The organism is Psychrobacillus sp. OK032, from assembly GCF_900111345.1.
In the GTDB taxonomy this organism is placed as follows: domain Bacteria; phylum Bacillota; class Bacilli; order Bacillales_A; family Planococcaceae; genus Psychrobacillus.
Map to the genome: position 1 here is coordinate 132,106 of NZ_FOGY01000008.1, position 26,987 is coordinate 159,092.

Annotated in this window: 28 protein-coding genes; 5 read left to right on the forward strand and 23 right to left on the reverse strand. The window is 36.6% G+C overall.

Annotated elements, in window-relative coordinates:
• Positions 1-8: 8 nt before the first annotated feature.
• Positions 9-1,190: an acetyl-CoA C-acetyltransferase gene (locus BMZ04_RS15845; protein ID WP_093273343.1), complete on the reverse strand. Its 1,182-nt coding sequence runs from the start codon at positions 1,188-1,190 to the stop codon at positions 9-11.
• A gap of 409 nt (positions 1,191-1,599) precedes the next feature.
• Here BMZ04_RS15845 and BMZ04_RS15850 point away from each other — a divergent pair, with 409 nt between their 5' ends.
• Positions 1,600-2,523, forward strand: a complete 924-nt coding sequence (locus BMZ04_RS15850; protein ID WP_093273348.1) for an alpha/beta hydrolase — start codon at positions 1,600-1,602, stop codon at positions 2,521-2,523.
• A 123-nt stretch (positions 2,524-2,646) separates the two neighbouring features.
• Here BMZ04_RS15850 and BMZ04_RS15855 read toward each other — a convergent pair whose 3' ends face one another.
• The 5 genes from BMZ04_RS15855 to BMZ04_RS15875 all read right to left on the reverse strand — a co-directional run bounded on the left by BMZ04_RS15855 (position 2,647) and on the right by BMZ04_RS15875 (position 6,362).
• The gene (locus BMZ04_RS15855; RefSeq protein ID WP_093273353.1) at positions 2,647-2,868 is read right to left on the reverse strand and encodes a YneF family protein; all 222 of its coding nucleotides are present in this window, start codon (positions 2,866-2,868) and stop codon (positions 2,647-2,649) included.
• 151 nt (positions 2,869-3,019) lie between these two features.
• Positions 3,020-5,020: a transketolase gene (tkt, locus tag BMZ04_RS15860; protein ID WP_093273357.1), complete on the reverse strand. Its 2,001-nt coding sequence runs from the start codon at positions 5,018-5,020 to the stop codon at positions 3,020-3,022.
• An 88-nt stretch (positions 5,021-5,108) separates the two neighbouring features.
• Entirely contained in the window at positions 5,109-5,342 is a 234-nt protein-coding gene (locus BMZ04_RS15865; protein ID WP_093273361.1) for a DUF896 domain-containing protein, read from the reverse strand.
• A gap of 67 nt (positions 5,343-5,409) precedes the next feature.
• Complete coding sequence (locus BMZ04_RS15870; RefSeq protein ID WP_093273365.1) at positions 5,410-6,057, reverse strand: YneB family resolvase-like protein; 648 nt, start codon at positions 6,055-6,057, stop codon at positions 5,410-5,412.
• A complete protein-coding gene (locus BMZ04_RS15875; RefSeq protein WP_255367971.1) occupies positions 6,054-6,362 on the reverse strand; it encodes a cell division suppressor protein YneA in 309 nt (102 codons plus the stop codon). The genes BMZ04_RS15870 and BMZ04_RS15875 overlap by 4 nt, the downstream gene beginning before the upstream one ends.
• Before the next feature lie 183 nt (positions 6,363-6,545).
• On the opposite strand from BMZ04_RS15875, the gene lexA reads away from it, so the two are divergent.
• Positions 6,546-7,157 (forward strand): transcriptional repressor LexA, encoded by a 612-nt coding sequence (gene lexA / locus BMZ04_RS15880; protein WP_093273375.1) that lies wholly within the window; start codon positions 6,546-6,548, stop codon positions 7,155-7,157.
• Positions 7,158-7,519: 362 nt separating this feature from the next.
• Here the strand turns inward: lexA and BMZ04_RS15885 are convergent, their stop codons facing one another.
• The 9 genes from BMZ04_RS15885 to BMZ04_RS15920 all read right to left on the reverse strand — a co-directional run bounded on the left by BMZ04_RS15885 (position 7,520) and on the right by BMZ04_RS15920 (position 15,059).
• The gene (locus BMZ04_RS15885; RefSeq protein ID WP_093273380.1) at positions 7,520-7,951 is read right to left on the reverse strand and encodes an OsmC family protein; all 432 of its coding nucleotides are present in this window, start codon (positions 7,949-7,951) and stop codon (positions 7,520-7,522) included.
• A gap of 20 nt (positions 7,952-7,971) precedes the next feature.
• Positions 7,972-8,718 (reverse strand): amino acid ABC transporter ATP-binding protein, encoded by a 747-nt coding sequence (locus BMZ04_RS15890; RefSeq protein ID WP_093273385.1) that lies wholly within the window; start codon positions 8,716-8,718, stop codon positions 7,972-7,974.
• Positions 8,719-8,730: 12 nt separating this feature from the next.
• On the reverse strand, positions 8,731-9,372 hold the full coding sequence (locus BMZ04_RS15895) for an amino acid ABC transporter permease (RefSeq protein WP_093273390.1): 642 nt from the start codon (positions 9,370-9,372) through the stop codon (positions 8,731-8,733).
• A 17-nt stretch (positions 9,373-9,389) separates the two neighbouring features.
• On the reverse strand, positions 9,390-10,208 hold the full coding sequence (locus tag BMZ04_RS15900) for a substrate-binding periplasmic protein (protein WP_177184480.1): 819 nt from the start codon (positions 10,206-10,208) through the stop codon (positions 9,390-9,392).
• A gap of 252 nt (positions 10,209-10,460) precedes the next feature.
• On the reverse strand, positions 10,461-11,261 hold the full coding sequence (locus tag BMZ04_RS23065) for a peptidoglycan DD-metalloendopeptidase family protein (protein ID WP_093273396.1): 801 nt from the start codon (positions 11,259-11,261) through the stop codon (positions 10,461-10,463).
• 84 nt (positions 11,262-11,345) lie between these two features.
• Complete coding sequence (locus tag BMZ04_RS22445; protein WP_177184471.1) at positions 11,346-11,510, reverse strand: hypothetical protein; 165 nt, start codon at positions 11,508-11,510, stop codon at positions 11,346-11,348.
• Between the two features lie 24 nt (positions 11,511-11,534).
• The gene (locus tag BMZ04_RS15910; RefSeq protein WP_093273401.1) at positions 11,535-12,362 is read right to left on the reverse strand and encodes a P-loop NTPase family protein; all 828 of its coding nucleotides are present in this window, start codon (positions 12,360-12,362) and stop codon (positions 11,535-11,537) included.
• Positions 12,304-13,092: a conserved phage C-terminal domain-containing protein gene (locus BMZ04_RS15915; protein WP_177184472.1), complete on the reverse strand. Its 789-nt coding sequence runs from the start codon at positions 13,090-13,092 to the stop codon at positions 12,304-12,306. The genes BMZ04_RS15910 and BMZ04_RS15915 overlap by 59 nt, the downstream gene beginning before the upstream one ends.
• Before the next feature lie 134 nt (positions 13,093-13,226).
• A complete protein-coding gene (locus tag BMZ04_RS15920) occupies positions 13,227-15,059 on the reverse strand; it encodes a DNA ligase D (RefSeq protein WP_093273411.1) in 1,833 nt (610 codons plus the stop codon).
• 114 nt (positions 15,060-15,173) lie between these two features.
• Here BMZ04_RS15920 and BMZ04_RS15925 point away from each other — a divergent pair, with 114 nt between their 5' ends.
• Complete coding sequence (locus BMZ04_RS15925) at positions 15,174-16,001, forward strand: non-homologous end joining protein Ku (protein ID WP_093273416.1); 828 nt, start codon at positions 15,174-15,176, stop codon at positions 15,999-16,001.
• 65 nt (positions 16,002-16,066) lie between these two features.
• Here the strand turns inward: BMZ04_RS15925 and BMZ04_RS15930 are convergent, their stop codons facing one another.
• The 5 genes from BMZ04_RS15930 to BMZ04_RS15950 form a co-directional block, all read right to left on the reverse strand.
• Positions 16,067-16,618 (reverse strand): excalibur calcium-binding domain-containing protein, encoded by a 552-nt coding sequence (locus tag BMZ04_RS15930; RefSeq protein ID WP_255367960.1) that lies wholly within the window; start codon positions 16,616-16,618, stop codon positions 16,067-16,069.
• A gap of 157 nt (positions 16,619-16,775) precedes the next feature.
• Complete coding sequence (locus tag BMZ04_RS15935) at positions 16,776-17,771, reverse strand: bile acid:sodium symporter family protein (RefSeq protein WP_093273421.1); 996 nt, start codon at positions 17,769-17,771, stop codon at positions 16,776-16,778.
• A gap of 31 nt (positions 17,772-17,802) precedes the next feature.
• Complete coding sequence (locus BMZ04_RS15940; RefSeq protein ID WP_093273426.1) at positions 17,803-19,245, reverse strand: aldehyde dehydrogenase family protein; 1,443 nt, start codon at positions 19,243-19,245, stop codon at positions 17,803-17,805.
• Between the two features lie 14 nt (positions 19,246-19,259).
• Complete coding sequence (locus BMZ04_RS15945; RefSeq protein WP_093273431.1) at positions 19,260-20,009, reverse strand: SDR family NAD(P)-dependent oxidoreductase; 750 nt, start codon at positions 20,007-20,009, stop codon at positions 19,260-19,262.
• Positions 20,010-20,021: 12 nt separating this feature from the next.
• Positions 20,022-21,092 carry a tartrate dehydrogenase gene (locus BMZ04_RS15950; protein WP_369802682.1) on the reverse strand — a complete coding sequence of 357 codons (1,071 nt, stop codon included), beginning with the start codon at positions 21,090-21,092 and terminating at the stop codon, positions 20,022-20,024.
• Between the two features lie 192 nt (positions 21,093-21,284).
• On the opposite strand from BMZ04_RS15950, the gene BMZ04_RS15955 reads away from it, so the two are divergent.
• Together BMZ04_RS15955 and BMZ04_RS22885 are read left to right on the forward strand one after the other, a co-directional pair.
• On the forward strand, positions 21,285-21,983 hold the full coding sequence (locus BMZ04_RS15955; protein ID WP_093273441.1) for a FadR/GntR family transcriptional regulator: 699 nt from the start codon (positions 21,285-21,287) through the stop codon (positions 21,981-21,983).
• A 183-nt stretch (positions 21,984-22,166) separates the two neighbouring features.
• Entirely contained in the window at positions 22,167-22,637 is a 471-nt protein-coding gene (locus BMZ04_RS22885; protein ID WP_255367976.1) for a hypothetical protein, read from the forward strand.
• A gap of 138 nt (positions 22,638-22,775) precedes the next feature.
• On the opposite strand, the gene BMZ04_RS15965 is transcribed toward BMZ04_RS22885, so the two are convergent.
• The 3 genes from BMZ04_RS15965 to BMZ04_RS15975 all read right to left on the reverse strand — a co-directional run bounded on the left by BMZ04_RS15965 (position 22,776) and on the right by BMZ04_RS15975 (position 26,966).
• Positions 22,776-24,086 carry a 2-hydroxycarboxylate transporter family protein gene (locus BMZ04_RS15965; RefSeq protein WP_093273445.1) on the reverse strand — a complete coding sequence of 437 codons (1,311 nt, stop codon included), beginning with the start codon at positions 24,084-24,086 and terminating at the stop codon, positions 22,776-22,778.
• Positions 24,087-24,766: 680 nt separating this feature from the next.
• Positions 24,767-25,783 (reverse strand): 2-hydroxyacid dehydrogenase, encoded by a 1,017-nt coding sequence (locus BMZ04_RS15970; RefSeq protein ID WP_369802677.1) that lies wholly within the window; start codon positions 25,781-25,783, stop codon positions 24,767-24,769.
• Entirely contained in the window at positions 25,764-26,966 is a 1,203-nt protein-coding gene (locus BMZ04_RS15975) for a CaiB/BaiF CoA transferase family protein (protein WP_093273451.1), read from the reverse strand. Before BMZ04_RS15975 ends, BMZ04_RS15970 begins: the two co-directional genes overlap by 20 nt.
• Positions 26,967-26,987: the final 21 nt, after the last annotated feature.

Genomic DNA, 26,987 nt, shown 5'->3' on the forward strand with positions numbered 1-26,987 from the left:
TTCTTATGTTAACGTTTAACGATTGTCGCTACTCCTTGGCCTCCGCCGATGCAAAGCGTTGCAAGACCTGTTTTCGCATCTTGTTTCTCCATTTCATGAAGTAAAGATACAAAAATACGTGCGCCACTTGCTCCGATTGGGTGACCAAGTGCAATAGCTCCACCATTCACATTTAGTTTATCATGATTAAACGATAATTCTCTATCCACTGCAATCGATTGTGCCGCAAACGCTTCATTTGCTTCGATCAAGTCGATGTCAGCAAGCGCTATTTCTGATTTTTTCAACACTTTTTTCACAGCTTCCACTGGTCCAATTCCCATGATACTAGGATCTACCCCAGCAGATGCATTTGCTACAATGGTAGCTAATGGCGTTAACCCTAACTCGTCCGCTTTCGCTTTAGACATGACAACGACAGCAGCTGCTCCGTCATTAATACCTGAAGCGTTCCCTGCTGTTACAGATCCATCCTTTTTAAATGCTGGACGAAGCGTACTTAACTTTTCTTGAGTAGATTCTTTTTTCGGATATTCATCCGTATCAAAAATGATTGGATCCCCTTTACGCTGTGGAATTTCAACTGGAACGATTTCATCCGCAAATTTTCCTTCTGCAATAGCATTTACAGCGCGAGCTTGTGATCTCGCAGAAAAAGCATCTTGCTCTTCTCTAGTGATATTATATTGATCACATAGATTTTCCGCAGTAATCCCCATATGGTAGTCATTAAATGCACACCATAAACCATCAGTAATCATACTATCTACCACTTTTTGATCTCCCATACGGAAACCATCACGTGCATTTTTTAATAAATATGGAGCTTGACTCATATTTTCCATACCGCCAGCAACGATTATATCTGCATCCCCAGCAATGATAGCTTGTGTGGCAAGATGGATTGCTTTTAGACCTGATCCACATACTTTGTTAATAGTAAGTGCTGACACAGCTACAGGTAATCCAGCTTGGATAGCAGCTTGTCTAGCTGGGTTTTGTCCTAAACCTGCTTGAAGGACATTCCCCATGATCACTTCATCCACAGCGTCTTTACTAACTCCAGCTTTTTCTAACGCTTTATCAATTACAATGGCACCTAATTTTGTTGCAGGGACATCTTTCAATGCACCTTGGAATGAACCAATTGCAGTTCTTACAGCACTTACGATAACTACTTCGTTAGTCATTTTCATTTCCTCCTCATTTTCCCCTATATTTGATCCCCATTTTCCACTACCCTTTTATTCTACTAAAAAAGTTTTAAAGTTGCTTGTTTAAGCAACTATTCTTACAATAGAATTAGAGGTTCGCAATGTATAGTTTACCAAAGTAGGTGACATTTATCGAGGTTGGACTACCAGTTGCAGGCTAAAATCGAAAAATATTAATAAAACAACCGTAAAAAGAATGCATGAACTCCTGCTAATTGTGGAAAAATTATTAGAATCAGAAAATTTCTTACGAGCAATTAGTTTGTCCTTTTACTCTTGGAATCCCAGAAAATGTAGCAACCGGAGATATTGTGAATATGCTAAAACAAATGAGTATTGACACGAATATGTATAAATTATCCAGAAGTAAGTAGGAGTGGAGGATATGAAAAAAAGAGTAATCGTTTGGACGAGTATTTTTACGAGTGTCGTCACAGCGGTCACTACTGTTTTTGGATTTCTTGTTACGAACAAGCTAATGTATATGAAGAAAAAAGAAAACGACTTCATATTAAATCGAGAAGTTACGTCGAAACGATTGGACGAAGCTTGGTTTCGTGCAGTGAACAAAACAGAAAAGTGGATTGAGTCAAAGAATGGGTATTCCTTAAAAGCAATTTTTGTGGAACCACTCGAAACAAAAAACTATGTAATTATTTGTCATGGCGTGACCGAAAATAAAATAAATTCCCTTCGTTTTGTACGAATGTTTGAGAGGCTCGGGTTCAACAGTGTCGTCTACGACCATCGAAGACATGGGGATTCTGGTGGAAAAACGACCAGTTTTGGTTTTTATGAAAAGATTGATTTACAATCTATTGTAGAAGCAGTACGAGAACGTGCAGGAGATAGCGCAATCATTGGCATACATGGTGAATCGATGGGCGCAGCAACTATGCTACTATATGCAGGCTCTATAAAAGATGACGCGGATTTCTATATATCGGATTGCGCTTTTTCTAATTTTGAAGAGCAAGTCTCACACATCATCAAACAAACAACTCCCCTCCGTACTGGACTTGCCATTCGATTTGCTAATCTGTTTTTAAAAATGCGAGACGGCTATACACTAAACCTTGTGTCACCGATTGACGTAGTAGCTAATATCGAAAAACCAGTGTTATTCATCCATAGTTTACAAGATGATTTTATACTTCCCAAAATGACGGAGGAACTATACGAACAGAAAAAAGGACCCAAGACATTAAAACTATTTGAAATTGGCTTACATGCAAAGTCTTTTAACGAAAACAGCGAAATGTATGAGCAAGTAGTTGCAGATTTTTTACAAGTAAATAAGTTACTCTAAAACAAAAGGGCAAATATCTGTCGAAGCAAGGCCACTGGAGTCTAGATGTAAAAAGGCCTGTAGAAAGCGATCTACACGTCAAAATGTCTTAAACATAAAATAAAAGCACTCTTTGTAGAGTGCTTATTTATTTTGCATTTTATTCATTTGGTTCATCATTTGTTTTACTTGTTTTTCAGAAGGTTTACGTCCCATTTGCGCCATCATCATACGAAGCATTTGTTCATTAATAGGTGGGTTTTCTTTTAAGTATTTCATCATATATTGACGTGCTGCAAAGAAACCAATTGCCGCACCAGCGATTAACGCAACGATAACAATAGTAATCCATATCCATGTTGCCATTTTTTTCTCCTCCTTTACGTTCTTGTCTACGTGTACAAGACACCACCCTAAATTATACTATATATTGCCCATGTATTCTATATAAATTAAAAGAAAAAAAGCAATTCGAATACTTTTCACGATAAGTATTCGAACTGCTTTTAGGCATTGTTTATTTTTGTAGTAAGTTTTTCATTTTCGAAACAACATTTTCTACAGAAAATCCGTATTCTTTCATTACAATCTCTCCCGGAGCACTTGCACCGAACTGATCTATTGCAATAACGTCTCCTTCAAATCCAACATAACGGTGCCATCCAAGAGATGCTCCCATTTCAATCGCTAATCGTTTCGTTAAATGAGATGGTAATACAGATTGTTTATAGGCTGCATCTTGTTTCTCAAATAAATCCCATGATGGCATAGAAACAACAGAGACTTGAATGCCTTCATTAGCAAGCGCTGCCTGCGCTTCTACAGCAAGACTCACTTCTGAACCTGTAGCAAGTAGAATTGCTTCCGCGTTTTCATTTGGTGAAACAACATATGCACCTTTCGCAACGCCTTCACTTGCTTGTTCTACTGAACCTTTTAATGTTGGCAAGTTTTGACGAGATAACACAAGTACTGTCGGATGATCTTTCGCTGACACAGCAAGTTTCCAAGCTTCTGCCGTTTCGTTTGCATCAGCTGGACGTACGACTGACAGACCCGGCATTGCGCGTAAAGAAGCCAAATGCTCTACTGGTTCGTGTGTTGGTCCGTCTTCTCCAACAGCAATACTATCATGTGTAAATACATACGTTACTGGTAATCCCATAAGCGCGGATAAACGAATAGCTGGTCGTACATAATCACTAAATACGAAGAATGTTCCGCCGAAAACGTTTAAGCCACCATGAAGAGCCATACCGTTTAAAGCAGCACCCATAGCAAATTCACGAACACCGAACCAAATATTTTTGCCTGCATAATTTTCAGCAGCAAAATCTCCTGCATTTTTCATCGTTGTTTTGTTGGAACCTGCTAAATCTGCACTTCCTCCAAAGAACGAAGGTAGATTTTGAGCAATCGCATTAATCGCATCACCGGAAGCAGAACGAGTCGCATGGGATGAGCCTTCTTCGTATGTCTTCAAAGCATCCGCAAAATTCACTGGTAACTCTCCACTTATCGCTTGCTTTAATGTAGTAGCAAGCTCAGGGAATGCTGCTTCATACGCACTATATCCTTCTTTCCAAGAAGATTCTTCTGCTACTCCTTGACGTTCTGATGCTTGTTTGAATGTCTCATATACTTCTTCTGGCACATGGAAGTCACCTTCAAATGCCCATTCATATGCTGCTTTGGCTAAAGCTGTTTCATCTTTTCCAAGTGGCATACCGTGTGCGTCTGACTTACCCGCTCTATTTGGAGAGCCAAATCCGATTACCGTTTTAACTTCAATAAGTGTTGGTTTATCGTTTTGTCCTTTTGCTTTATCAATCGCAGCTGAAATTTCAGCAATATCATTACCGTCTTTTACTAAAATATAATTCCACCCATAAGAATCAAAGCGTTTTTCAACTTTCTCAGAGAAAGATTTATGTAAATCTCCATCCAAAGAAATGTCATTACTATCATATAAAACGATTAGCTTATCTAATTGTAAATGTCCCGCAAGTGAGATTGCCTCTGCTGCGACACCTTCCATTAAATCGCCATCTCCACAAAGAGCATATGTGTAATGATCTACAATATTATGGTCTTCTTTATTGTATGTAGCAGCTAAATGAGCTTCTGCCATTGCCATTCCTACTGCCATACCAATACCTTGTCCAAGAGGACCTGTTGTTGCTTCTACGCCAGCCGTATGACCAAACTCCGGATGTCCTGGAGTTTTAGAGCCCCATTGTCTGAAATTTTTAATCTCTTCCATTGGTAGATCGTATCCACCAAGATGAAGTAGACTATAAAGAAGCATTGAACCATGACCAGCAGATAAAACAAAACGATCACGATTAAACCAGTTTGGGTTATTAGGATTGTGACGTAAATGCTTTGTCCATAAAGTATAAGCCATTGGAGCTGCCCCCATTGGAAGGCCTGGATGACCTGAATTCGCTTTATCAATTGCATCAATAGATAATGTACGAATTGTATTAATTGCAAGTAAATCTGACTGTAATGACATAAATGACATCCTCTCGAACAAAATTTTTAACTATATTTCTAGTTTAGACAACAATGCAGCTATTATCAATGGTTTCTGAAATGATTAATTAATTCAAAAACTTATCTTTTTTCGCTTGTTGTACCTTCGCAGGAGTAACATCATTTCCAGCAGGGTCGATTATTTTAACACTTTCAATTGTATCCCTCATAGTAGAGCGAAACGTTTCTAAATATTCTTTTCTTAGAGCACTTTGTTCTTTTGCTTCTTCTATGGATAATCCTGTTGTTTTAGATTTTTTGGAGAGCTCGCTTATGCGTGCTAGTTTTTGTTTACTTAACATATATATTTCATCCTTTCCTTTTGCATCTCTTATAAAGGTAAGGAAAAAACAGACAGAGTGCAAGTCTTTACACTTCTTGTGTCTCCATAAATTCTATATATCTGCGATGAACAGTTGCTTTACTTATTTCAAAGCCCAACCCTTTTAACGTGGAAGCTATCTCTTCGTACGTTAGCCCAGCGTTTCGAAGTCTTACAATTTCGTTTACAGGTGCATCAATTCGTTCTCTTCCTTCTGGATTTCCTTTTGCTTTTAAGTTTTTCTCAGGTCGATAACCTTTGGAGACAGCTCGTTTCATCCCCCTCTTAATCTTGGCATTATGAAGCTTTCGTTGATATTCCTCCACAAGTGCTAAAATTTCTAAAAGCATAGAATCCATCTCATTTAAATTCAATATACCTTTATCTTGTAAAGTAAAGACAGAAGTATTCGTTTTTTGAAGTAAATGGAGTACAGCCATTCGACCATTTCCGCGACCAATACGTGTCTCATCTTGGACAAAAATCGCTTTAATATCGAACTCTTTTATGTATGCTAGTAAGTCAAGTAGTCCTTCACGCTCCATATCATATCCACTATGTTGATCTGTAAAAACATCACATACCTCATAGCCTTTATCTTGAGCAAATTCCATTAGTTCTTCTTTTTGTCTTGTTAATGAAGATTCTTGTGTTTCTTTTTCCGTGCTTACACGGCAATAGATTACTGCTTTCAATTACTATCACTCGCTATCTCTGTACCATGATTAATATGAAAATTATCCTTTACCTCGGGAATTACAAGCATGGCCCCAGCTTGAATGTGAGAGCTTTGTAAATTATTCATGACCATTACTTTTTTTATCCATGCTTCTTTTGGTTCGTCCGTTGCAAACCTATTTGCAAGCCCCCATAAAGAGTCACCATTTTCTATTGTAATTTCAGAATGTTGTTCTGTCGACAATGTATGTGAGATAATCAGCGTCATCATAAAAGCAACACTTAATCCTAAAAATAATGTAATAAAATAATTTTCTTTCATCCAATTCACGTTAAATCCCCCTAATTAGAATGTTTGTTCGGAATGTATGTTCTAATAATAAAACGAACACTTGTTTTTGTCAACACTTATTAGAACCTATGTTTGCATAAAGCGTGAGAGACTGTTATACTAATAGTAAGAAAGAATTTAGTAGGTAAATGACTATAAAAAGAGGTGAACTCATTGAAAAAAGCGTCGAAAAGACAAGAGGACATTTTAGCTTTTATTAAGGAAGAGGTTCGTACGAAAGGGTATCCACCCTCTGTACGTGAAATAGGCGAAGCAGTTGGACTAGCTTCTAGTTCTACTGTGCACGGACACTTAGCTCGCCTTGAAAGTAAAGGCCTTATTAGAAGAGATCCGACAAAGCCACGCGCAATTGAAATCCTAGATGGTATTGCCGAAAAACAAGGTGTTGTACATGTTCCCTTAGTTGGAAAAGTTACAGCTGGTCTGCCGATCACTGCTGTTGAAAATATCGAGGAGTTTTTCCCACTACCTGAAACGTTCGGTACAGCCGATGATCATTTATTTATGTTAGAGATTATGGGAGATAGTATGATCGAGGCAGGAATTTTAAATGGAGACTATGTTGTCGTAAAACAACAACAATCCGCAAATAATGGAGATATAGTTGTTGCAATGACAGAAGAAGATGAAGCTACGGTGAAACGTTTTTTCAAAGAAAAGTCATACTTCCGTCTACAACCGGAGAATTCTTCTATGGATCCAATTATCGTTAACCAAGTGTCGATTCTTGGTAAAGTTGTTGGAGTATACCGTAATATACAATAGAATTCTCGTAAACTTGACAAATTGTATGAATTTCCGTATGATAACAAAGAGCCGATATCATATTTAAACGAAAAGTGGACATTTTCGTTTAAATCATCGAAAAACCCTCACATCTTTATAAGATGTGAGGGTTTTGTTTTATCCGATCCAGCTCCAGCGCCATGCTCCTGCGCACAGCTCGTCGCAGAAGAACGTTGCCCCTCGGGGTCAGATGGAAAAAAGCTGCGGTGGCTGGGGAAGCTGCCTCCTCGCTTTTCCCCATTTGCCTGTCGGAGGCCTGCACGAAGCAGGTCATGCAGTCGTTGCGACACGATGTCGCGAACTTAGACTGTAATCCTCTAACATAGGCGCTTGCGCATTTCTTAAGCTTCTAATTGCATATCTACTTCTTTCCCGTTTAGGATTAGACGATGAGTTACTTCCGCTTTCAACGAAGCAGAAACGGCACAATACTTTTCTTCTCCAAGTTTGATTGCGCGAATGACTTTTTTCGCATCGATATCCCCTTTTACGTCGAATAATAATGTAGCAGCAGTAAATGCTGTTGGTAATTCTTCACGACGAGTTCCATCCACTGTAATTTCAATCGATTCAATTTTTTCTAAATGCGGTTTTAAAATCATCGTAACGTCAATTCCAATACAACCAGCTAAAGCACTAAGTAACATTTCAGTTGGAGTTGGCGCTTGTCCTTCTCCTCCATAATTTGCCGTTGCGTCCATTACCATTGGATAACCAGACGCTCCTTTTGCTTCAAAAGCTCGTCCACCCTGCCATATTGCTTTTACTTGCATTGTTCATCATGCTCCTTTAGTTAAAATTCATTTACTTTTGCTAAAAACTTCTGTGCACGTTCTGTAGATGGATCCGAAAAAAACTTTTTCGGTTCTGCATCTTCTACAATTTGGCCATCCGCCATAAATAGAATACGATCCGCCGCATCCTGGGCGAACCTCATCTCATGCGTAACGATGACCATTGTCATCCCTTCATCCGCTAATTCTTTCATCACTTTTAATACTTCTCCTACTAGTTCTGGATCAAGTGCAGAAGTTGGTTCGTCAAATAGCATAATTTTTGGTTCCATGGCAAGTGCACGTGCAATTGCTACCCGTTGTTGTTGTCCTCCTGATAACTTCGAAGGATATACATCTTCTTTTTCCTGCAAGCCGACCCGTTTCAATAGTTGAGAGGCGATTGTTTTTGCTTGTTCTTTTGATTGTTTTTTCACGACAATAATTGCTTCCATTACATTTTCAATCACTGTTTTATGTGGATATAAGTTAAATTGTTGGAAAACCATTCCCGTATCTTGACGGACCCTGTGAATCGTTTTTTGTTGCTTTTTTTTCGATTCCGTTGCGTTTAAATGATGATTATTAACTGTAATTGCTCCACTAGTAATCATCTCTAATCCATTTAAACAACGTAGGAACGTACTTTTTCCGGAACCACTTGGTCCAATTACAGCAACTACTTGATGAGCGGGAATCGTCAATGAAATATGCTTTAATACTTCATTTTGATCATAGCTTTTCGATAAATCCATTACTTGTATCAAGACTTTTCCCCCTTAGTAAACAGATAATCGTTTCTCTAATTTATTCAAGATAAATGTAAATACCGTACTCATGATCCAATACATTAACGCAATCGTTAAGTAAAATGGCATATAAACATAATACTGTGCGATTAATAATTGGGCAGAGCGCATTAGCTCCGTCACTGCAATAACGGAAACTAAGGAAGTCTCTTTTAACATCCCAACAAATGTATTCCCGAGTGGTGGTATTGCAATGCGTATGGCTTGTGGGATAACGATGCGTCGAATGGCTTGTGCTTCTGTCATTCCGGTCGCAAGCGCAGCTTCTGTTTGACCCGCTGGCACCACTTGTATCGCACCACGGAATGCCTCCGATACATAAGCACCGATATTAATACTTAGCGCAATATAAGCTGCTGTCAACGAGCCTAGCTCTATCCCAAAATCAACAAGTCCAAAATATACGATAAAAATTTGAACAAGTGGTGGTGTCCCCCGAATAATCGATACATACACTCTCGCTACATTACGAAAGAAGCGATTGCCCTTTAAGCGTGCAATCGCTGTGATCAAACCGATAATTAAACCGAAAAACATAGATACCACTGTAATTAATAAAGTATAATACGCACCTTTTAATAAAAAGGGAATATTATCTATTATCAAATCCATGTAAACTACCTCTTTCTTTACTCGGCTTTCGGTTCTTCTTCAAACCACTTCACGAAAATTTCTTTATACGTACCATCTTGTTTCATTTCATCTAATGCTTTATTTAAAGCATCTACTAATGCTGTGTTTCCTTTTTTAACAGCTACAGCTGCTTGATCCGATTTGATCGGTGCACCAACCGCTTTTACTTGAAATCCGTTTTCTTCAACGATTGGTTTTAATGCGTATGCATTATTAATTGTTGCGTCCACCCGTCCTGCATCCAAGTCTTTAAGCGTTGTGATGACATCGTCGTATGTGTTGATTTGGAAGTCACCAACTTGTGGCATTAACTCATTACGTAAAAAGGCTTCATCGTTCGTACCTAAACCAACGGCAATCTTTTTCCCTTTAAAATCTTCTACTGATTGTATAGTTGTATTATCTTCTTTCACAATTACTTTTACATCGTTTGTAATATAAGGTTCTGTGAAATCTAATTGTTTTTGTCGATTTTCTGTTATTGTTACTTGACTAACTAAAATGTCAAATTTACCTTTTTGTAACCCAGGGATTAAACCTGAAAATTCCTGTGCGACAAAATTTGCTCCTACACCTAGTCGTTTGGCTAATTCTTTTGCGATGTCTACGTCAAATCCATCGTATTCTTTCTCCTTATTCATAAAATTATAAGGCGCATATGTACCCATTATCCCTACAGTTATTTCCCCATTGTCTTGAATTGCTTGTAATGTGTTTTTGTCATTTTCTTCACTTCTATTATTACCACATGCTGCTAACAGTAATACTACTGCAGCTACTAAACTCAATATAAATCCACTTTTTTTCATCATTATTTCCTCCTCATGTCGGTGGCATCCTTTGGCCTTTAAATTCCTATTAGATCACTACCCATTAGTCAACTACTCTGTACTATCCAGACTTATAGCTATTCAGCTTTTCATCACTAGTACCACTAATCAAGTAAAACCAAACTTTTTCTTATGTTTCCCCAAAAGTAGGTATAATATGACGAAAATTATTACGGTTTCAAAATTAAAGAGATTGTTGAAAAAGTCACTAGAAAGACTTTTTCAACAATCTCTTTATTAGGCAAGTTTTTTCTCTAATTCTAAAATCCGCTTTTCTAGCTCCTCAACTTTCTGTGCAATTGGTACTGCAACCGCCCAGGCATAATATTGATTGACATTTTTAAACGGATCATTTCCATTCGTAATTTTCAATCGCATTGCTTCTTGACGAATCGTTTCTTGTCCAGGTGTTAGTTTTGGCTCTGCCATGCGTAGTTCCTCCTTTTTCAATTCAACTGCATTATTCAGAGCTTCTAATGTAATATCTCCTACTATACCATCTGCCACTAAACCTTTTGTCTCTTGAAAAGCTTTAATAGCCGCTTCCGTTGATGGTCCTTCTATCCCATCCATATTAAGTCGGTAGTCAAGCATTACGAGCATTTTCTGTATTTCTTCTATTGCAGGATCTACAATATAATGTAATGGATTTACCGCATTTGGTTGACCTTCCGAGTAGGTTGGAATATGCATCTCAAAATGTAAATGTACGCCCGTACTATTACCTGTAGTTCCTTTTATCCCTATATGTTGTCCTTGTATAACTGTTTGACCTACTTTTACTGATATGGATTTTAAATGCGCATACAATGTTTCGTAATTTTTCCCATTTAGTACATGGGTAATTATGACCGTATTTCCATAACCACCAATGACTTCCGCTCGCTTCACGGTACCTATTTCGGAAGCTTTTATAATAGTGCTTCCATCATTTCCAAAATCTACACCTTTATGAGCTTTCCATTCACCTGTTATAGGATGTTTTCGAAGTGAACTGTACCTCGAAGTAATTCTTCCTTCGCATGGTCTAATAAACATGTTATTTCTCCTTTCCTTTTCATTAGCAGAATTATTATTCTCTTATTAGTAAATGCGGAAATAGAATGTTTTCATAGTTTATTATCATGCGTTCAAGTAATTTATTTCTAAAAGCTCCGGGGCAAATGCCTCTTTCGCTTCATCTAGTTTACGCTTAACCTCTTCTAGAATTTGTTCGTTTTCTATTTCGTTAATAGGTCCAGATGGTTGGACGACATAAAATCCAGCTCCCGGAATCCAATTTGTCATAACACAAACCTCCATATCAATTAATTAAAATGGAATATCTCCGATTCGATAGTCTTTCGTATCTTTAAAAACAATAAATTTGGGCTTCTTAAAAAAGCGAGATATTAATTTTTTATCATATAATGTTGTTAATAAAGTGCTTGTTAAATTAGTCGTGTAGATAGTCACTTTATGTTGTCTACTGGTAGATAGAGCATATAAAAATTTATGAACGAAGTCAGTGGCGGTCTTTTCTGTGTCGATCGCTCCTGATTCTGCACCAAGATCATCGATGACTAGAAAATCTACCTGTTCTATTAGCCTCAAAAAATAGAACTCATTTAATATTTGTTCAGGTTTTTTGTATGATTCTCTTACCTTGCGAAGCATTAGTTCAAAACTTATAAATGCACATGATTTCTGAACAGGCTCCTTGTCACCAGCACCTTTTATTTTCATGGAGTTTAATGCTCGTAGAATGGCAAAAGCTAAATGACTTTTCCCTGCTCCAGCTTTGCCTTGCAAAATAATGTTGAATACTTGTCCACTTTTCAAATGATTCACACATTCCAAAACAATTTGCTTGTTCAAATCAGCTTCTGTATTTGAAGTGACTGTATAATTTTCAAGCGTTGAACTTAGTAAGGTGCGATCAGACAATAAGCTTTTCCGTTCGAGATAGAGACTATTCGATTGTTCAACTTGGTTATTCATTTTAAGTTCCAATGCTTTATTTTCATGTTCTGTGAAACACTTAGGGCACTGAGCTTCCCCTTCAAATTCAACAAACTGTACTGCATGAATAGGGCAAGTTTCAGAACGGTAAATCATTCTCTTTTCGAAAGTCTTCTGAACGTTGCTGATTTGCTGCATGTTTGTCCACCACTCTCTTTTGATTTCGGTAGTTTTCAAATTTTGGTCCAAAAAGTGTTTCTGGACGCAGGAACTTGCTCCATTTAGGATTGTTCAACCACTCGTTCACTTTCACGTCTATTACGTGAGCAAAGTCGTCGAGGCGGTACCCTTCGTTCCAACGCGCTTTGATTTTGGCTTGAGAGCTTTTGGAACTTGCTTTAAAATTTGTATTTGCTTTGCTGTTCAAATAATCGATGATTTTCGAAAATGGGATCACTTCTTGCTCGTTTGTTATTATCTTTTTATAATCTGTTGTAATATCTGAAGTAATATCTGTTAATGATTTCGACAAATTGTCTGCTTCCATTTCAACATTTTGTAAAGTTTCATTTGGACAATTTGTCACTATCCATTTGACAAAATTGTCACAGCGGAGTTTATAGTGTACCGTTGGGGACCCATATGTTCTAATAAGCTTTGTTTCGATTAATCCTTTTTCTACTAATTTCTTCGCCGCGTAACTAACTTGCCTTTGTGTTAAACATACTTCTTTGTACCAATCTTTGTACGATTTATAAAAGAATCCATCAGCTCTTTTGGACTTGTCAGCATAAAAAACAATTTGATTTAACAATAAAGATTCTGCCAAGTTACCAGTTATTTCAATATACAATTTAGGAATCGAAACGATGCGATCTTGTACATTCGAATGCGCTAATACAAATTGAAGTTTGTGATACTCACTCATTACCAAATCTCCCTTCATTTAATATATAGAATCATTTTGCATAATCGGATACACTAAAATTTATTCTTTAATAAATATAAATAAAAAGCGTTTTGGCATAATTAAAACCATTAACGCTTTTTTATTTTCGTTTATTATTTTGTTAGTTCCTTCAATTGACTAAGAACAACCGCAAAACTTTTTGCATCTAAGTCCTGTCTAAAGTCATGGAATGGGTTAGCATATTTATTTATTCTTTCTAAAACTGCCGGTATCGAAAACATATCTGGCTTTAGTGAAGTGGATACCTCATCCCAATTCAACGGAGTGGCGATAAGTCCCAAATCATTTCCTCTTGGCGAATACGGCGCGATAATCGTTTTTCCCTCTTTATGCTGAACATAGTCCAAATACAATTTGTTATCTCTGTTCTTTTTCAATCTTTCTGTTGTAAACCACTGTGGCTCCTGTTCAACTAAAAAATCACAAACAAACTTTGTAAAGATCCCTGTCTCTTTATATGAAAAACTATCCATTGGTAACGGGATATATAGTTGAATTCCTTTTCCTCCAGACGTTTTGACAAAAGATTTAAGCTCAAATTGATCAAAAATTGCTTTCATACGTACTGCAGCTTCTACCGCTAAAGTAAACTCATTAACGGAAGGTGGATCCAGGTCAAATACAATTTCTGTAGGTTTTTTAGTCTTAACAGTTTGAAATGGAATATGAAATTCTAATGCAAGTTGATTTCCAAGCCATAATAAGGTTTCGACATCATTACACAAAATATAACGGATATCGTCAACTAGCTTCGTGGTAACAAAATCAGGAATAGTGTTAGGTGAGTTTTTTTGATAAAAGCTTTCTCCTGGAGCACCGTGAGGATAACGAATGACCGTTAGTAAGCGACCACTTAAAAAAGGAAGAATATAGGATGATATATTTTGCAGGTAAAATAAGTAATCGTCTTTTTGTATACCACTTGCCGGCCAAACTGGTTTATCCGGATGAGTTATTTTGATTGTTTGAGGAATTGGTAAAAGTTGTCGTTGCATATGCTTCCAATCACAATTTTGTGCCTGGAATTCGAAATTAAATGCATGGAACCTTGGTTCTCTTAACTTCTTGCCATCAAAATCAATGCAAGCAATATTCACACAAATAGAAGGTTCAAGCTCCCATATATTTGCGCTTAGCTTATTTCCTTTCGTCTGGAAGAACGCTGTTAATGTTTTCATCTCATCTTCTTTTAATCCATGTTTAAAAGTGACTACCTCAACTAGCTTCTCTTCATCGTATACGCCACCATGAAAATACCCATTTTCTTTATCATATTTAAACAAAATAACTGTGACGTATCTCCAGTTTTTAACTTTCAGCCAATTTACAGTACGTTTATCGCTACTCCATTTGCTTGTGCTTTTCTTAGCAATTAGGCCCTCCCCATTGTGCACAAGTATTTTTTTCCACAATAATTCACTATTTTCATAAACATCTATTGCTTGGATACGGTTGGCATCTTCATAATTTACAGAACTAGGGATTTCAATACTTTGAAAAAGATGACTCAGTTGCTGTTTGCGACTCGTTAAATATCGATTAGTTTGACTTTCCCCTTTAAATTCTAACAGATCGAACACAATATAATGGCAAGGAAACTCTTTAGCATTTGCTTCAATAACCTCGTTATTTCTCATGCGACCTCTTTGTTGAACTTTGGAAAATTCACTTTGAAAATTATTTGTTAAATAAACTAACTCACCATCTAATGTTAAAGGTAAGTAAGGACTGATTCTTTCCTGTATCTCATAACAAAAGTTAATGATCTCTGGAAACATCTGATTAAGTATTTTTCCATTTCTACTTTTAAGAATAGGTTCATTCTTCCACTCTAATAGGCACCGAAATCCATCATATTTTGTTTCATACAGCCAGTTTTTCCCCAGAGGAATTTCAGTTGCATTCGTTAATAGCATGGGTTTCAAATTTAAACCTACTTCCAATTGTTTTTTCTAGTTTTTGATATTTATCTACTTTTGATACATAAAAACCACCGAAACAATGCATAGTAATAAGAAAAGGAAAAAGTGGTGAAAGTAATGCATACAGTTTGGAAAGGAAGCATTAGTTTTGGACTCGTTAATATACCAATAAAGTTACATTCAGCAACTGAAAACAAAGATATTAAATTACGACAACTTCATAAAGAATGCAAAACACCGATTAGTTATGAAAAGATATGTGAAGGTTGTAAAAAAGAAGTAAAAAATGAAGATATCGTTAAAGCTTACGAGTACTCGAAAAATAAATTTGTAGTGTTAGATGAAGAAGAACTAGCGAAGCTAAAAAAGGAAAATGAAGATAAAGCAGTAGAAATCATCGATTTTGTAAAATTGGAAGAAATAGATCCTATTTACTTTGAACGAAGTTATTTCATGGCTCCTGATAGTGGAGGCGGAAAAGCTTACACCCTTTTACGAAAAGCACTAGAGGAGTCTGGTAAAATAGGTGTTGCAAAAATCATGATACGTTCAAAAGAACAATTAGCGGTTATTCGAGTCTATCAAGAAACGTTAATCATGGAAACAATTCATTTCCCTGACGAAGTTCGAAGCACTGCGGACGTACCCAATGTACCAACCGAACAAGAAGTCGTTAAAAAAGAACTGGATACAGCACTGATGCTAGTTGATCAATTAACAACTGTGTTTGAACCTAGTAAATACACCGATGAATATCGTACAGCACTAATGGAATTAATTGAGGAGAAGAAAGCTAGTAACCAAGTTGTAACTACAAGTGAAAAACAACCTGATTTACCTTCTAACGTTACAGACTTAATGTCTGCTCTCCAAGCATCACTTGATCGAACAAAAAAGAAAAAACCTACTACAAGAAAGAGAACCGCAAAAGCAAAGACTTCTTAATTTTAAGAACGACCAACTCAAAAAGAGAAGGTCGTTTTTCGTTTAGTATCTACCTATCAACTCACTTATCGTTCACAAGCCCAGTCATCATTGTCCCGGTCATGTTTGGACTTATAAGCAGGGTGCCCCTTTTTCACACCATTCGTATAATATTCATTCATTTCCTTACAATTCCTAAAACTTGTTGGTGCTCCCGGAATTACTTCTAATCCATTGCCTGCTACTTGCTGCGTTGGCTGCTGTACTTGTTTTGGATTTTCACTGATTTCATTCAAAAGAGCGAGCTTTGATTTTGATGGCGTTTCATATTTCACTATAGCGCTTTTTTGAACAAAATTTCCTCCACCTACACCGTATAGACCACCTTGATTTGACTGATAGCTATAAACTCGATATTCTTCCCCTTTTTTCATTGTACGAACAGTTGATAGTGACCCATCACTTTCTAATTTCGATAATACGGTATCTGCTAAAATTGTCACTTTACCAATTTGACCTAATTTTAATTCAGTCTTCCCCCACATTACTCCAGCTGCATTTGCTGTATCTAGTTTATATATACTAATACCTAATGCTATTACTGCTACCATAACTAATTTAATATACTTTGAAAACAAGTAATCTCCCCCTAATTATTATGGTACAGTTTGGAAACAGATAAGTCTATATTATTATCTGAATTTTTAAATAAATAGTTCTTGAGCAAGATACAATTATATTAAATTAAAACTAGACCGCTTGATACATATTCATCAAGCGGTCTAGTTAATATTATTATAGTTCTTCCACATTAGTTAATGGCTTGTGATGCGGTTGGGCCTCTACCGTAGAGTTAGAGTCATCTGGCACTTTATGTTTTGCCCAGTAGGAAGCGAGAACAGTACCTGTGATTACTTGCCAAGCAGACGCGAATGCACTTGGTAATGCAGCTAGTGGCGTAAAGTAAGTAGCAGCTAAAGCTACACCCAGACCAGAGTTTTGCATTCCGACTTCAATAGATATTGCACGTTGATCTTGACGAGATAGTTTTAAAGCTTTTGCTGCATAGTATCCTAATAAAAGTCCAAATCCATTGTGTAATAATACCGCTACGAATACGAGCATTCCAGCAGTTGCAATATTTTCTTTATTGTTTGCAACAATTGCAGAAACAATAATGGTAACAGCAACAATGGAGATTAGAGGTAAAACAGAATCGCTTTTTTCGGTAACAGTAGGTAAGAATTTATTTACTAATAAACCTAAGATAATAGGAATAATAATCACTTGTACAATGGACATGAACATAGACATTGGATCTACCGGCAACCATTGCCCTGCAAAAATTAACAATAGAAGCGGTGTCATAATGGGTGCAAGTAAAGTAGAAACACTCGTCATTGTGATGGAAAGAGGAACGTTACCTCTTGCCAAATATACCATTACATTTGAAGAAGTCCCCCCAGGAACACTACCTAGTAAAACTAAACCCGCCGCAAGTTCTGCAGGTAATTTTAATAAGTATGCAATTATAAAGGCGATCGTTGGCATGATTGAAAATTGTGCAACTACCCCTATTAGAACAGGGATTGGATTTGTAAAAACTAATTTAAAATCAGATGCTTTCAACGTAAGACCCATGCCGAACATGACGACCCCAAGCAAGATAGTTATATACGCACCAAATGATGAGAACAAACTTGGTACCATAAAAGCAAGGACCGAAAACACTATTACTATAAGAGCAAAGTATTTCCCGGCAAAACTACTAATATTGTTTAGCGCTTTCATTTTACGCCTCCTTTAAAGCATATTTTAGTATTTATAGTTGAACTTGAACAGCAATATTTTTTATTTGAATATAGTTTTGAACGGCTAAATGACTTTTTTCTCGCCCAATGCCACTCTTCTTATATCCTCCAAACGGCATTTGAACACCGCCTGCTGCTCCATAACTATTGATAAAAACTTGGCCACTTTCAATACGAGAAGCGACATAATGTGCTACATCAATATCTTTAGTCCAAACGCCAGCAACTAGTCCATAATCAGTGGCATTCGCTAATTCAATTGCTTCATCCACATCACTAAAGCGTACTACACTGAGTACTGGACCAAAAATTTCTTCCTGTACAAAAGAGTTATCATGATCAGATGCTTCGATTATAGTCGGACTTATATAAAAGCCATTCTCATAACCCTCCACTTGAACTGCTTCCCCACCGACTAAAATTTTTGCTTCATTTTCAATATTACGTAAAATCTCTAGAATTCGATTGTATTGTTTTTCATTTATAATTGGTCCCACATCTGCAATGTTAGCTGGTGGTCCCACTTTTAAACTTTTAAACTTTTCTACTAATTTTTCTAGCAATTCGTCTGCGATTGTTTCATCAATTAATAGACGAGAACCTGCAGAACAGGTTTGGCCAGCATTTTGTACAATGGAATTAACGATTGCAGGAACTGCTCTGTTTAAATCAGCATCTTTAAAAACAACGTTAGGTGATTTACCACCTAACTCAAGCGTAACCGGCACAACATTGTTTGCGGCTGATTTCATTACTGCGATTCCTGTTGGAACGGAGCCTGTAAAAGTAATTTGATTGATACCAGGATGAGAAGTCAATGCAGAGCCAATTTCTGCACCATATCCTGTAAGATGTTGAAATACCCCTTTAGGAAGTTTTTCATAGAACCATTTCGCTAAAAAGTTGGTAGTAAGAGGTGTATCTTCTGAACTTTTTACAATGACTACATTTCCTGTTGCTATAGCAGCAGCTACACTGCGCGCAGTAATTTGGATAGGATAATTCCATGGTACAATATGAAGCGTAACTCCAATTGGCTCAATAACCGTTACATTTAACAAGTCTTCTTCAATCGGAATAGAATCTCCGAACACCTTGTCGGCTAAGCCACCATAAAATTCAAAATAGCGAGCGGCAGCTTCAATATCCGCTTTTGCTTGTGCACTTGGCTTCCCAATATCCATAGATTCAAGTGCCGCTAATTCTTCCGCATTCTCTCTAATATATCTTGCCGTTTCTTGTAAGAATTGTCCTCTTTCAAATGGTTTAATAGATTTCCACTCTTTATTTTTCAATGCTTTTCTTGCAGATTGAACAGCACGATCTGCATGTTTTTCATTTCCACGAACGATTCTTGTAATTATTTCCCCAGAAGCAGGATTAATCACATCTATCCATTGTTCTTTCTCGTTTCCAACCCATTCTCCATCAATTAACATTTGAATTGTTTTCATATAGAACTTCCTTTCTAGATACTTCTTCCACCGTCAACATGGATCACTGAACCTGTAATGATTTGTGCCCCATCTGTTAATAGATGTGTAACTGTTGCAGAAATATCAGTTGGTCTAATCAATCTACCTAATGGAACACTTTCTGCAAAAATATCTTTATTTAATACTACTTCATCAGCTTGCTCGGAAGAGAATTGACTTAACATTTGTGTATCGGCTGGACCAGGATGTATTACATTAACGCGAATATTAAATGGTGCAGTTTCGAGTGCTAAGGCTTTAGAAAAAGCTTCTACCGCACCTTTAGATGCAACATAACTTTGTAAACCAGGACGTGGTCTTGTAACAGATACGGAACCTATATTAATAATAGATCCATTTTTTGTTTCCTTCATATACCGAACTGCTTCACGGCTAGTTAAAAATGTTGCAGTAGCATTGATATCGATTATTTTATGCCACTCCGAAAGCTCCACTTCTGTGATTGGTTTGGCAGACTGTGCTACTCCAGCAATATTGACAAGTCCATCAAATTTATTAAACTCATTGTATATTTCTTTGAATGTTTTCTGAATACTGTTTTCATCTAATAGATTAATAGCTTTAACATGTATATTTTCATTTTGAATAGAATATAAAGAGTCTGTGTCAATATCCAAAGCTACTACTGTTGCACCTTCTGCTAAAAGATTTTCTACTACTGCTTTTCCCATTCCACCGCCTGCTCCTGTGACGGCAATAACTTTTGCTTCTAATTGACCCATTTAAAATCCCCCTTAAGCATACTTTTTAATGTTATCAATAATTTTATCTCCAAATTCAGTTGTGGAAGCAGTTCCACCTAAATCTGGTGTTCTCACTTTACCATCTACTAATGTTTCTTCTATTCCATTGACAACTATTTTGGCTATTTCCGGGTATCCTAAATGTTCTAACATTAATGAAGTGCTCCAAATTTGTGCTATCGGATTTGCAATGCCTTTACCCGCGATATCTGGTGCAGAACCATGAATTGCTTCAAACATCGATGGGTATTTCTTTTCTGGATTGATATTTCCTGAAGGTGCAATTCCAAGTCCACCTGAAATCGCTGCACCTAAATCTGTTAATATATCACCGAATAAGTTGCTTCCAACCACTACATCAAAGATTTCTGGCTTCGATACAAAAAAGGCAACTAATGCATCGATATGGTAAAACTTCGGTTCTATTTCTTTATAATCTATGCCAACTTCTTTCGTCACTTCATCCCAGAATGGCATAGAGAAATTAATTGCATTAGATTTTGTTGCAACAGATAACTGTTTAGAACCTCTTTTTCGTGCCAATTCATACGCATATTTTATGACGCGTTCACTACCCATTCTTGTAAAAACACTATTTTGAACCACTACTTCATATGGAGTACCAACATGCAAACGACCTCCACTATTTGAGTATTCACCTTCCGTATTTTCACGTACTACGACAAAGTCAATATCTTCTATACCTTTATTTGCTAATGGACTTTCAATTCCTTTTAATAATTTAATAGGTCTTAAATTTATATATTGTTGAAATTCTCTTCTAATCGGTAGGATTAACTCCCAAACTGAAATATGATCAGGCACTTCTGGAGATCCTACAGCACCGAATAGAATAGCATCATACGGAGCCAATGTTTCCATTCCATCTTCAGGCATCATTCGCCCGGTTTCCAGATAACGCTTACAATTCCAATCATAAGAATCTATTTCAAAATGCAAATTTCCGTGTACCTCCTCCACTGCTCTTAAGACTTTAACAGCTTCCTCCATTACTTCTGGACCTATTCCATCTCCTGGAATACTTGCGATTGTGTGTTTCATCAAATATTACACTTCCTTCCAGTTCACTACATACTACATATGATGTACTTAATGTAATATGTTATCATCTCCAACTTAGCTTGTAAACCAAATATTCAAAACTATTATAAAATTAAAATTATTTATCCAAAAATTGATTTATCCGATATAATCTATAGAAAAGAAAGTAAACATAACTGGAGGAGCCATCTTATGCACTTTGAAAAACTAACAACTTCTGACAAAATCTCGACGGAAATTGTCTCCAATATAAAAAACAAGCTGTTAGACGGAACGCTTAAAACTGGCGATAAATTACCCACGGAAGCTGAAATGGTTGAACAGCTTGGCGTTAGCAGGACCCCAGTCCGGGAAGCAATTAAAGTACTGGAATCGATTGGAGTCATTCAGATTAAGCGCGGTGAAGGTATGTTCATCACCAATAACCCTTCACACTTTTCCTTAAATCCCTTGATCTTCAGCTTAATCATGCACAGCAATAATACACAAATGCTGATAGAATTCCGTCAACATTTCGAAATTCTTATGATCAATATCATTCGTGCGAAATGGTCTGAAGAAAAGATTAATAAAATCGAAGAAGTCTATTACAATCAAGTCCAGCGACTAAAACCGGAGCTAAGCCCTGAAGAACTGGCCGACATTGACTTGGAATTCCATTATGCAGTTCTTGAAGCCACTGAAAATGCCTTTGTGATTGAAATTGGAAAAACTATCTACGAATTGTATAAGCCGAAAATGATTGCTTCCAAACAATCCAGCAACATCGAACAGACACTAAATAATCATAAGGCCTATTTAGACCTTCTCTTCCAGAAAGACATAACTGTCAGTGAGAAAGAAATTAATGAGATGATTCTATACAATCAGGTTTGGCTGGAGGAAAAGTGAGGGTAGATAGTCTACCTCATTTGTGTTCTGACTGTTTATATTAGTATATTTTCTCTTCTTACAATTCATCCGATATCCATCTAATAGCATATTGCCAGGTTGCTTTTCCTGCTTTTATATAAAAAAACTACCTGCTGTACGTCATGTTCCTCCAAATCATTAATCGAGGAGTTAATAGAGAAATTGAAGAAAACAGAAAGCGTTGGAAGCATAGAGCCCCAACGCTTTTCTATTAATATATTTTCAAATATTGCTCACGTTCCCACGGTGTACAGTCGTACGGATGATATACCAATTCTGTTTTTCTTTTCTAATGCCGCAAAAAAATTCCCCGTTAAGCTTCGTCCAATTAGTGAAAATTCTTTACCGTTTACTTCTTTGGAATCCCCGTCCCCAAGCATTTGCTCGATTAAAACAGCACATGCGGAAATTTCCTTCTACAGTGGACTAGATGAGCGTATTATTCAAACCGTTATGAGGGATTTGAAACATCTACGAAACAATTATACAAGTGTGAAAAACATCTACATCATTTGTGGAAAAACTGTTATGCGAAAAGGAATTGATGGATTGACCACGTTGATTCAAGACTCTCTCCTTTTCTACCTTTCATATAATGAATCAGTTGTTTTTGATATTCGCTTTCTTTTCTGATCAAATAATTTGCTCTCCATTTTATTATTTTATTAATGTAATCCAAGTATTTTAGAACTGCTTTTCACAAGCTGTGGAATCATGATTTATTGGATTATATTCCTACTAATATTAATTAATTTCATCAGTATTTAAGATTTAGAAAAATTGAGCAAACACTATACTTGATAGGGCTAATATAATTGCTCCACCTAACTTTGATATAACTTGTGCATATGGTAGTAGAGGCAAACGATTTGTTGCAGTTAATAGAATTACGTCTGCACTATCTCCTCTATTAGAACAAGTTAATCCGGCAACAATAATTCCATCGATGATATGAAAACCAACAAAATGACTCATAACTCCTGCACCAACAATAACACCTAAAATAATCATGAAGCTTAAGAATATATTTTCAAACGTAATTGCGGTAACAAAGTCACCAAAATCCAATAATGCAACTCCAATACCAGCAAAGACCATAGGACCCATTTTTCCACCAATAAAATCAGATAATGCTTCCGCCCCATAACTTAAGTTTTTAGGAAGAATATTAAATACATTGGCTAGAGTTAAAAATAATATTAGATATGCAAATGGGTGAATGATAACTCCGAATATATCTGGAAGTATTATTTTTCCAAATAAGTTTGCTAAAGCATAAAAACCTATGGCAATCATAAAAGAGTTTGCTATATCCAGTCTGCTTGGCTTCACTATTTCTTCTTCTAAATCTTCAGTTCCAGTAACAGTATTTTTTAATAATGATTTACCGTCTCCTGCATATTTTGGAAATAGTTGACCTATACGATGTAAAACTACACCTGAAACAAGAGCAATAGTACTTCCTAGTGTCAATATTGCAATTGCCGTTGAATAGTAAGTATCTTTTGATGTACCCGTTACCTGTTCAAAGATTTGACTCATAGGAACTGCACCAGATCCATTACCTCCACCTAAGTTAGGAAGCACATAATATGCTAACGTATCTCCGATTGGTTTTCCGACTAAATTTCCACTAATAATTCCAAAAATAACAGCTCCAAATACCGCTGCTGCAAATACAGGACCACATCGTTTGAGTGTCTTAACAAGCATTTTACTATCAACTGTTAACAAACTGCCCATGATAAGAACAATAATATAGAAATTAAGAAAGCTCATATCATCAAAGAAATAGGTAATCGCTTCTGAATACTTTTCTGGAATTACTTTTGTATACACCAGAAATGATGGAGCCATCATTGCAAGCATACTTCCTCCTCCAATCCAGTTATTCCAGATTGGTATCTTATCGCCTAACCAAGAAAACAATATGCCTATTACATAAAGCATCCCTATAATGGACATGATATCAGTACCTAAACTTCCAGTTACAACTCCTAATATGACGGGTATACTTAAACCAACATACACAACGACTGGCATACCATGGATTTTTGCTGATAAAATGTTTTTGTTTAACATTATTATAATCCCTCTCCCAAAAAAGAATAATAAAGTCTTTTAAAGAAAACCATTTAATAATGCAAAGATGTTGTTTTTTACTTGTACACTAACCTAATAATTTATCCGCTTGAATATTAATTTTTTCAATAATTTCTTTATATCCAGCTGTCCCCCGGCTCATAAGGTTAGATATCACCAACAGCATGCATTACAAACAGCATCATTTATTAAAGTACTAGTCTTTGCAACTTCAAGACTATCAAATTTATCAGCTAAATAATCTTTCATCATCTTTCCCGATAAAATCATACCAATAGGATTTACCAGTTCCTACGATATCAGGAGCTGATACATGGCAAGGTTGAAATACGGCGTTGTGTCCCCAATCTCGCCACAAGGTGCCATACCTATTCGCCCATTAAAGCAGCGAACACATCGGAAAGAATATCTCCAAACTGATTTTCAGTAGGACAAACATCGAATTCATGGTTTCCTAACCAACGTTAAAGCATCTGTATCTACATAAGCATAATCAGAAATAATATCCGGATATTTTACCCATGGTCTTTCTTGATTAAAGTGTTGACCGTATTACGATTTCTCTGCTACTTCTTTAAATGAATCTAGTGATCAAAGAACTTTAATCAGGAACCCCCTACTATATTTAAAAATATGTGGTAGCAAACGGGACAAATTCATCATTTATTAACAAGATGGGGAGGAGTTCCTCCTGAGAGAGCTATAGTTAGATTATGAGCGGCAAGCTCCCACATTTTAGTTCTTGTCTGAATACTAGCACTACCAATGTGCGGCAATGCTACCACATTTGATAATTTTAATAACGGATGATGAACTGATATCGGTTCTTGATCAAATACATCCAATCCAGCACCCCAGATAACTCCATCAGATAAAGCTTCTGTTAGATCTTGCTCATTCACAATACCTCCTCTTGAGGTATTAATGAGAATAGCCGTTTTTTTCATCAAATTTAATTCTTTTTTAGTAATAAGATTTTCAGTTTCTTTATTTAAAGGTGTTAATACGCAAACAAAATCGGAATTTCTTAACAATTCTTCCTTACTAACATACTGAATGCCGATTTCCTTTTCCAAAAAGGGCTTTGGTGTTCGATTATAGTACATCATGTTCATCCCAAAACCTTTTGCTCTTCTAGCAACAGCTGCTCCAATTTCTCCTAACCCAATTATCCCTAATGTTGCTCCGTGAATATCCATCCCGGTTAAAAACATCGGTGACCAAGTTTTCCACTTACCTTCTCTCAACACATTAGCGGCTTCCACCAGTTTCCTGGAAGTTGCAAGCATAAGCGCAAATGTTAAATCTGCAGTTGTTTCTGTTAATACTCCTGGGGTGTTTGTAACCATAATCCCCTTTTCAGAAGCGCCATTTACATCTATATTGTTGTAACCGACTGCCAGATTACTTATTACCATTAGGTTTTTTCCTCTTTCTAAAATCTCTTTATTCATATTTTCAGTAAGTAGGCAAAGAACTCCATCCACTTCTTCTATCTGTTTTAAAAGGATATCTCTTGGTATCTTGTCTTCTTCAGAATCCCAGAGATCAATTTCAAAGTGATTTTTTAATTCCTTTAAGACATGTTCAGGGGGCTTTCTAGTAACTAAAACTTTTTTTTTGATAGGACAACTCCTCCTTGAATCTATGGTATTTTTATATAATGCCTTTTTCATATAACTGCTCGATTTGTTCTTCAGTTAATCCTATATCCTTAAAAACTTGATTGTTGTGTTCACCTATTTTTGAACCTAACCACTTGATTTGGCCAGGGGTTTCACTTAGCTTTGGAACTATCCCTGGAACTTTTAATGAACCCAAGTCCGGGTGTGGAACATCTACTATCATTTCCCTTGCTTTATATTGGGGATCATCTAGCATATCTTCAACGCTATAGATCGCCCCAGCTGGTATACCATTTTCATTTAAAATATCTACACATTCTTTTAAAGGATACTGCATTGTCCATTCCTGAATAGTATCATCTATATAATCGACATTTGCAGCCCTTTGATCGTTGGTCAAAAACCTTCCATCACCTACTAAATCGTCTCTACCCATTGTTTTTAGCAAACGCTGAAAGATATTATCTCCATTTGCAGCAATCACAATATAACTACCTTCTTTTGTCTTATAAATATTAGAAGGTGCGATACCTGGAAGTGTAGCCCCTGTCCTTTCTCTTTTTACTCCTGCAGCATCATACTCCGGCAACATGCTTTCCATCAGGCTAAATATAGCTTCATACAAAGCAACATCAACTTTTTGTGCCACTCCCTTATTTACATCACGGTGATAGAGCGACATCAATATTCCAATTACTGAATATAAAGACGCGACTGAATCCCCAATACTAATACCAACTCTTGTCGGTGGGAGATTGGGGTACCCAGTTAAATACCTTAACCCTCCCATTGCTTCACCAATAGCCCCATATCCAGCCCTATCCTTATAGGGACCATCTTGACCATATCCAGAAATATGACATGAAATTAAATTCGGATTCACTTCTTTAAGGCTTTCCTCTGTTAATCCCCACTTTGCTAAAGTACCTGGGCGGAAATTTTCAACTAGAACGTCGCATTCGCTTAACAGTTTTTTTATAATGTCCATTCCTTCTTCTGTCCGGCAGTCTACTGAAATGGTTTTTTTATTTCTAGACTGGACGTACCACCATAATGATGTACCTTCATGGAGAATTCTCCATTTACGAATTTGGTCCCCTTTTTTTGGAAGTTCAACTTTTATTACCTCTGCCCCGAAATCTGCTAATATTCTAGTACAGAATGGCCCTGCGATTAAAGACCCCATTTCCAAAACTTTAACACCTTCTAAAGGGAGTTTCGTTTTATTCGTCATTATTACAGCTCCTATTCTATT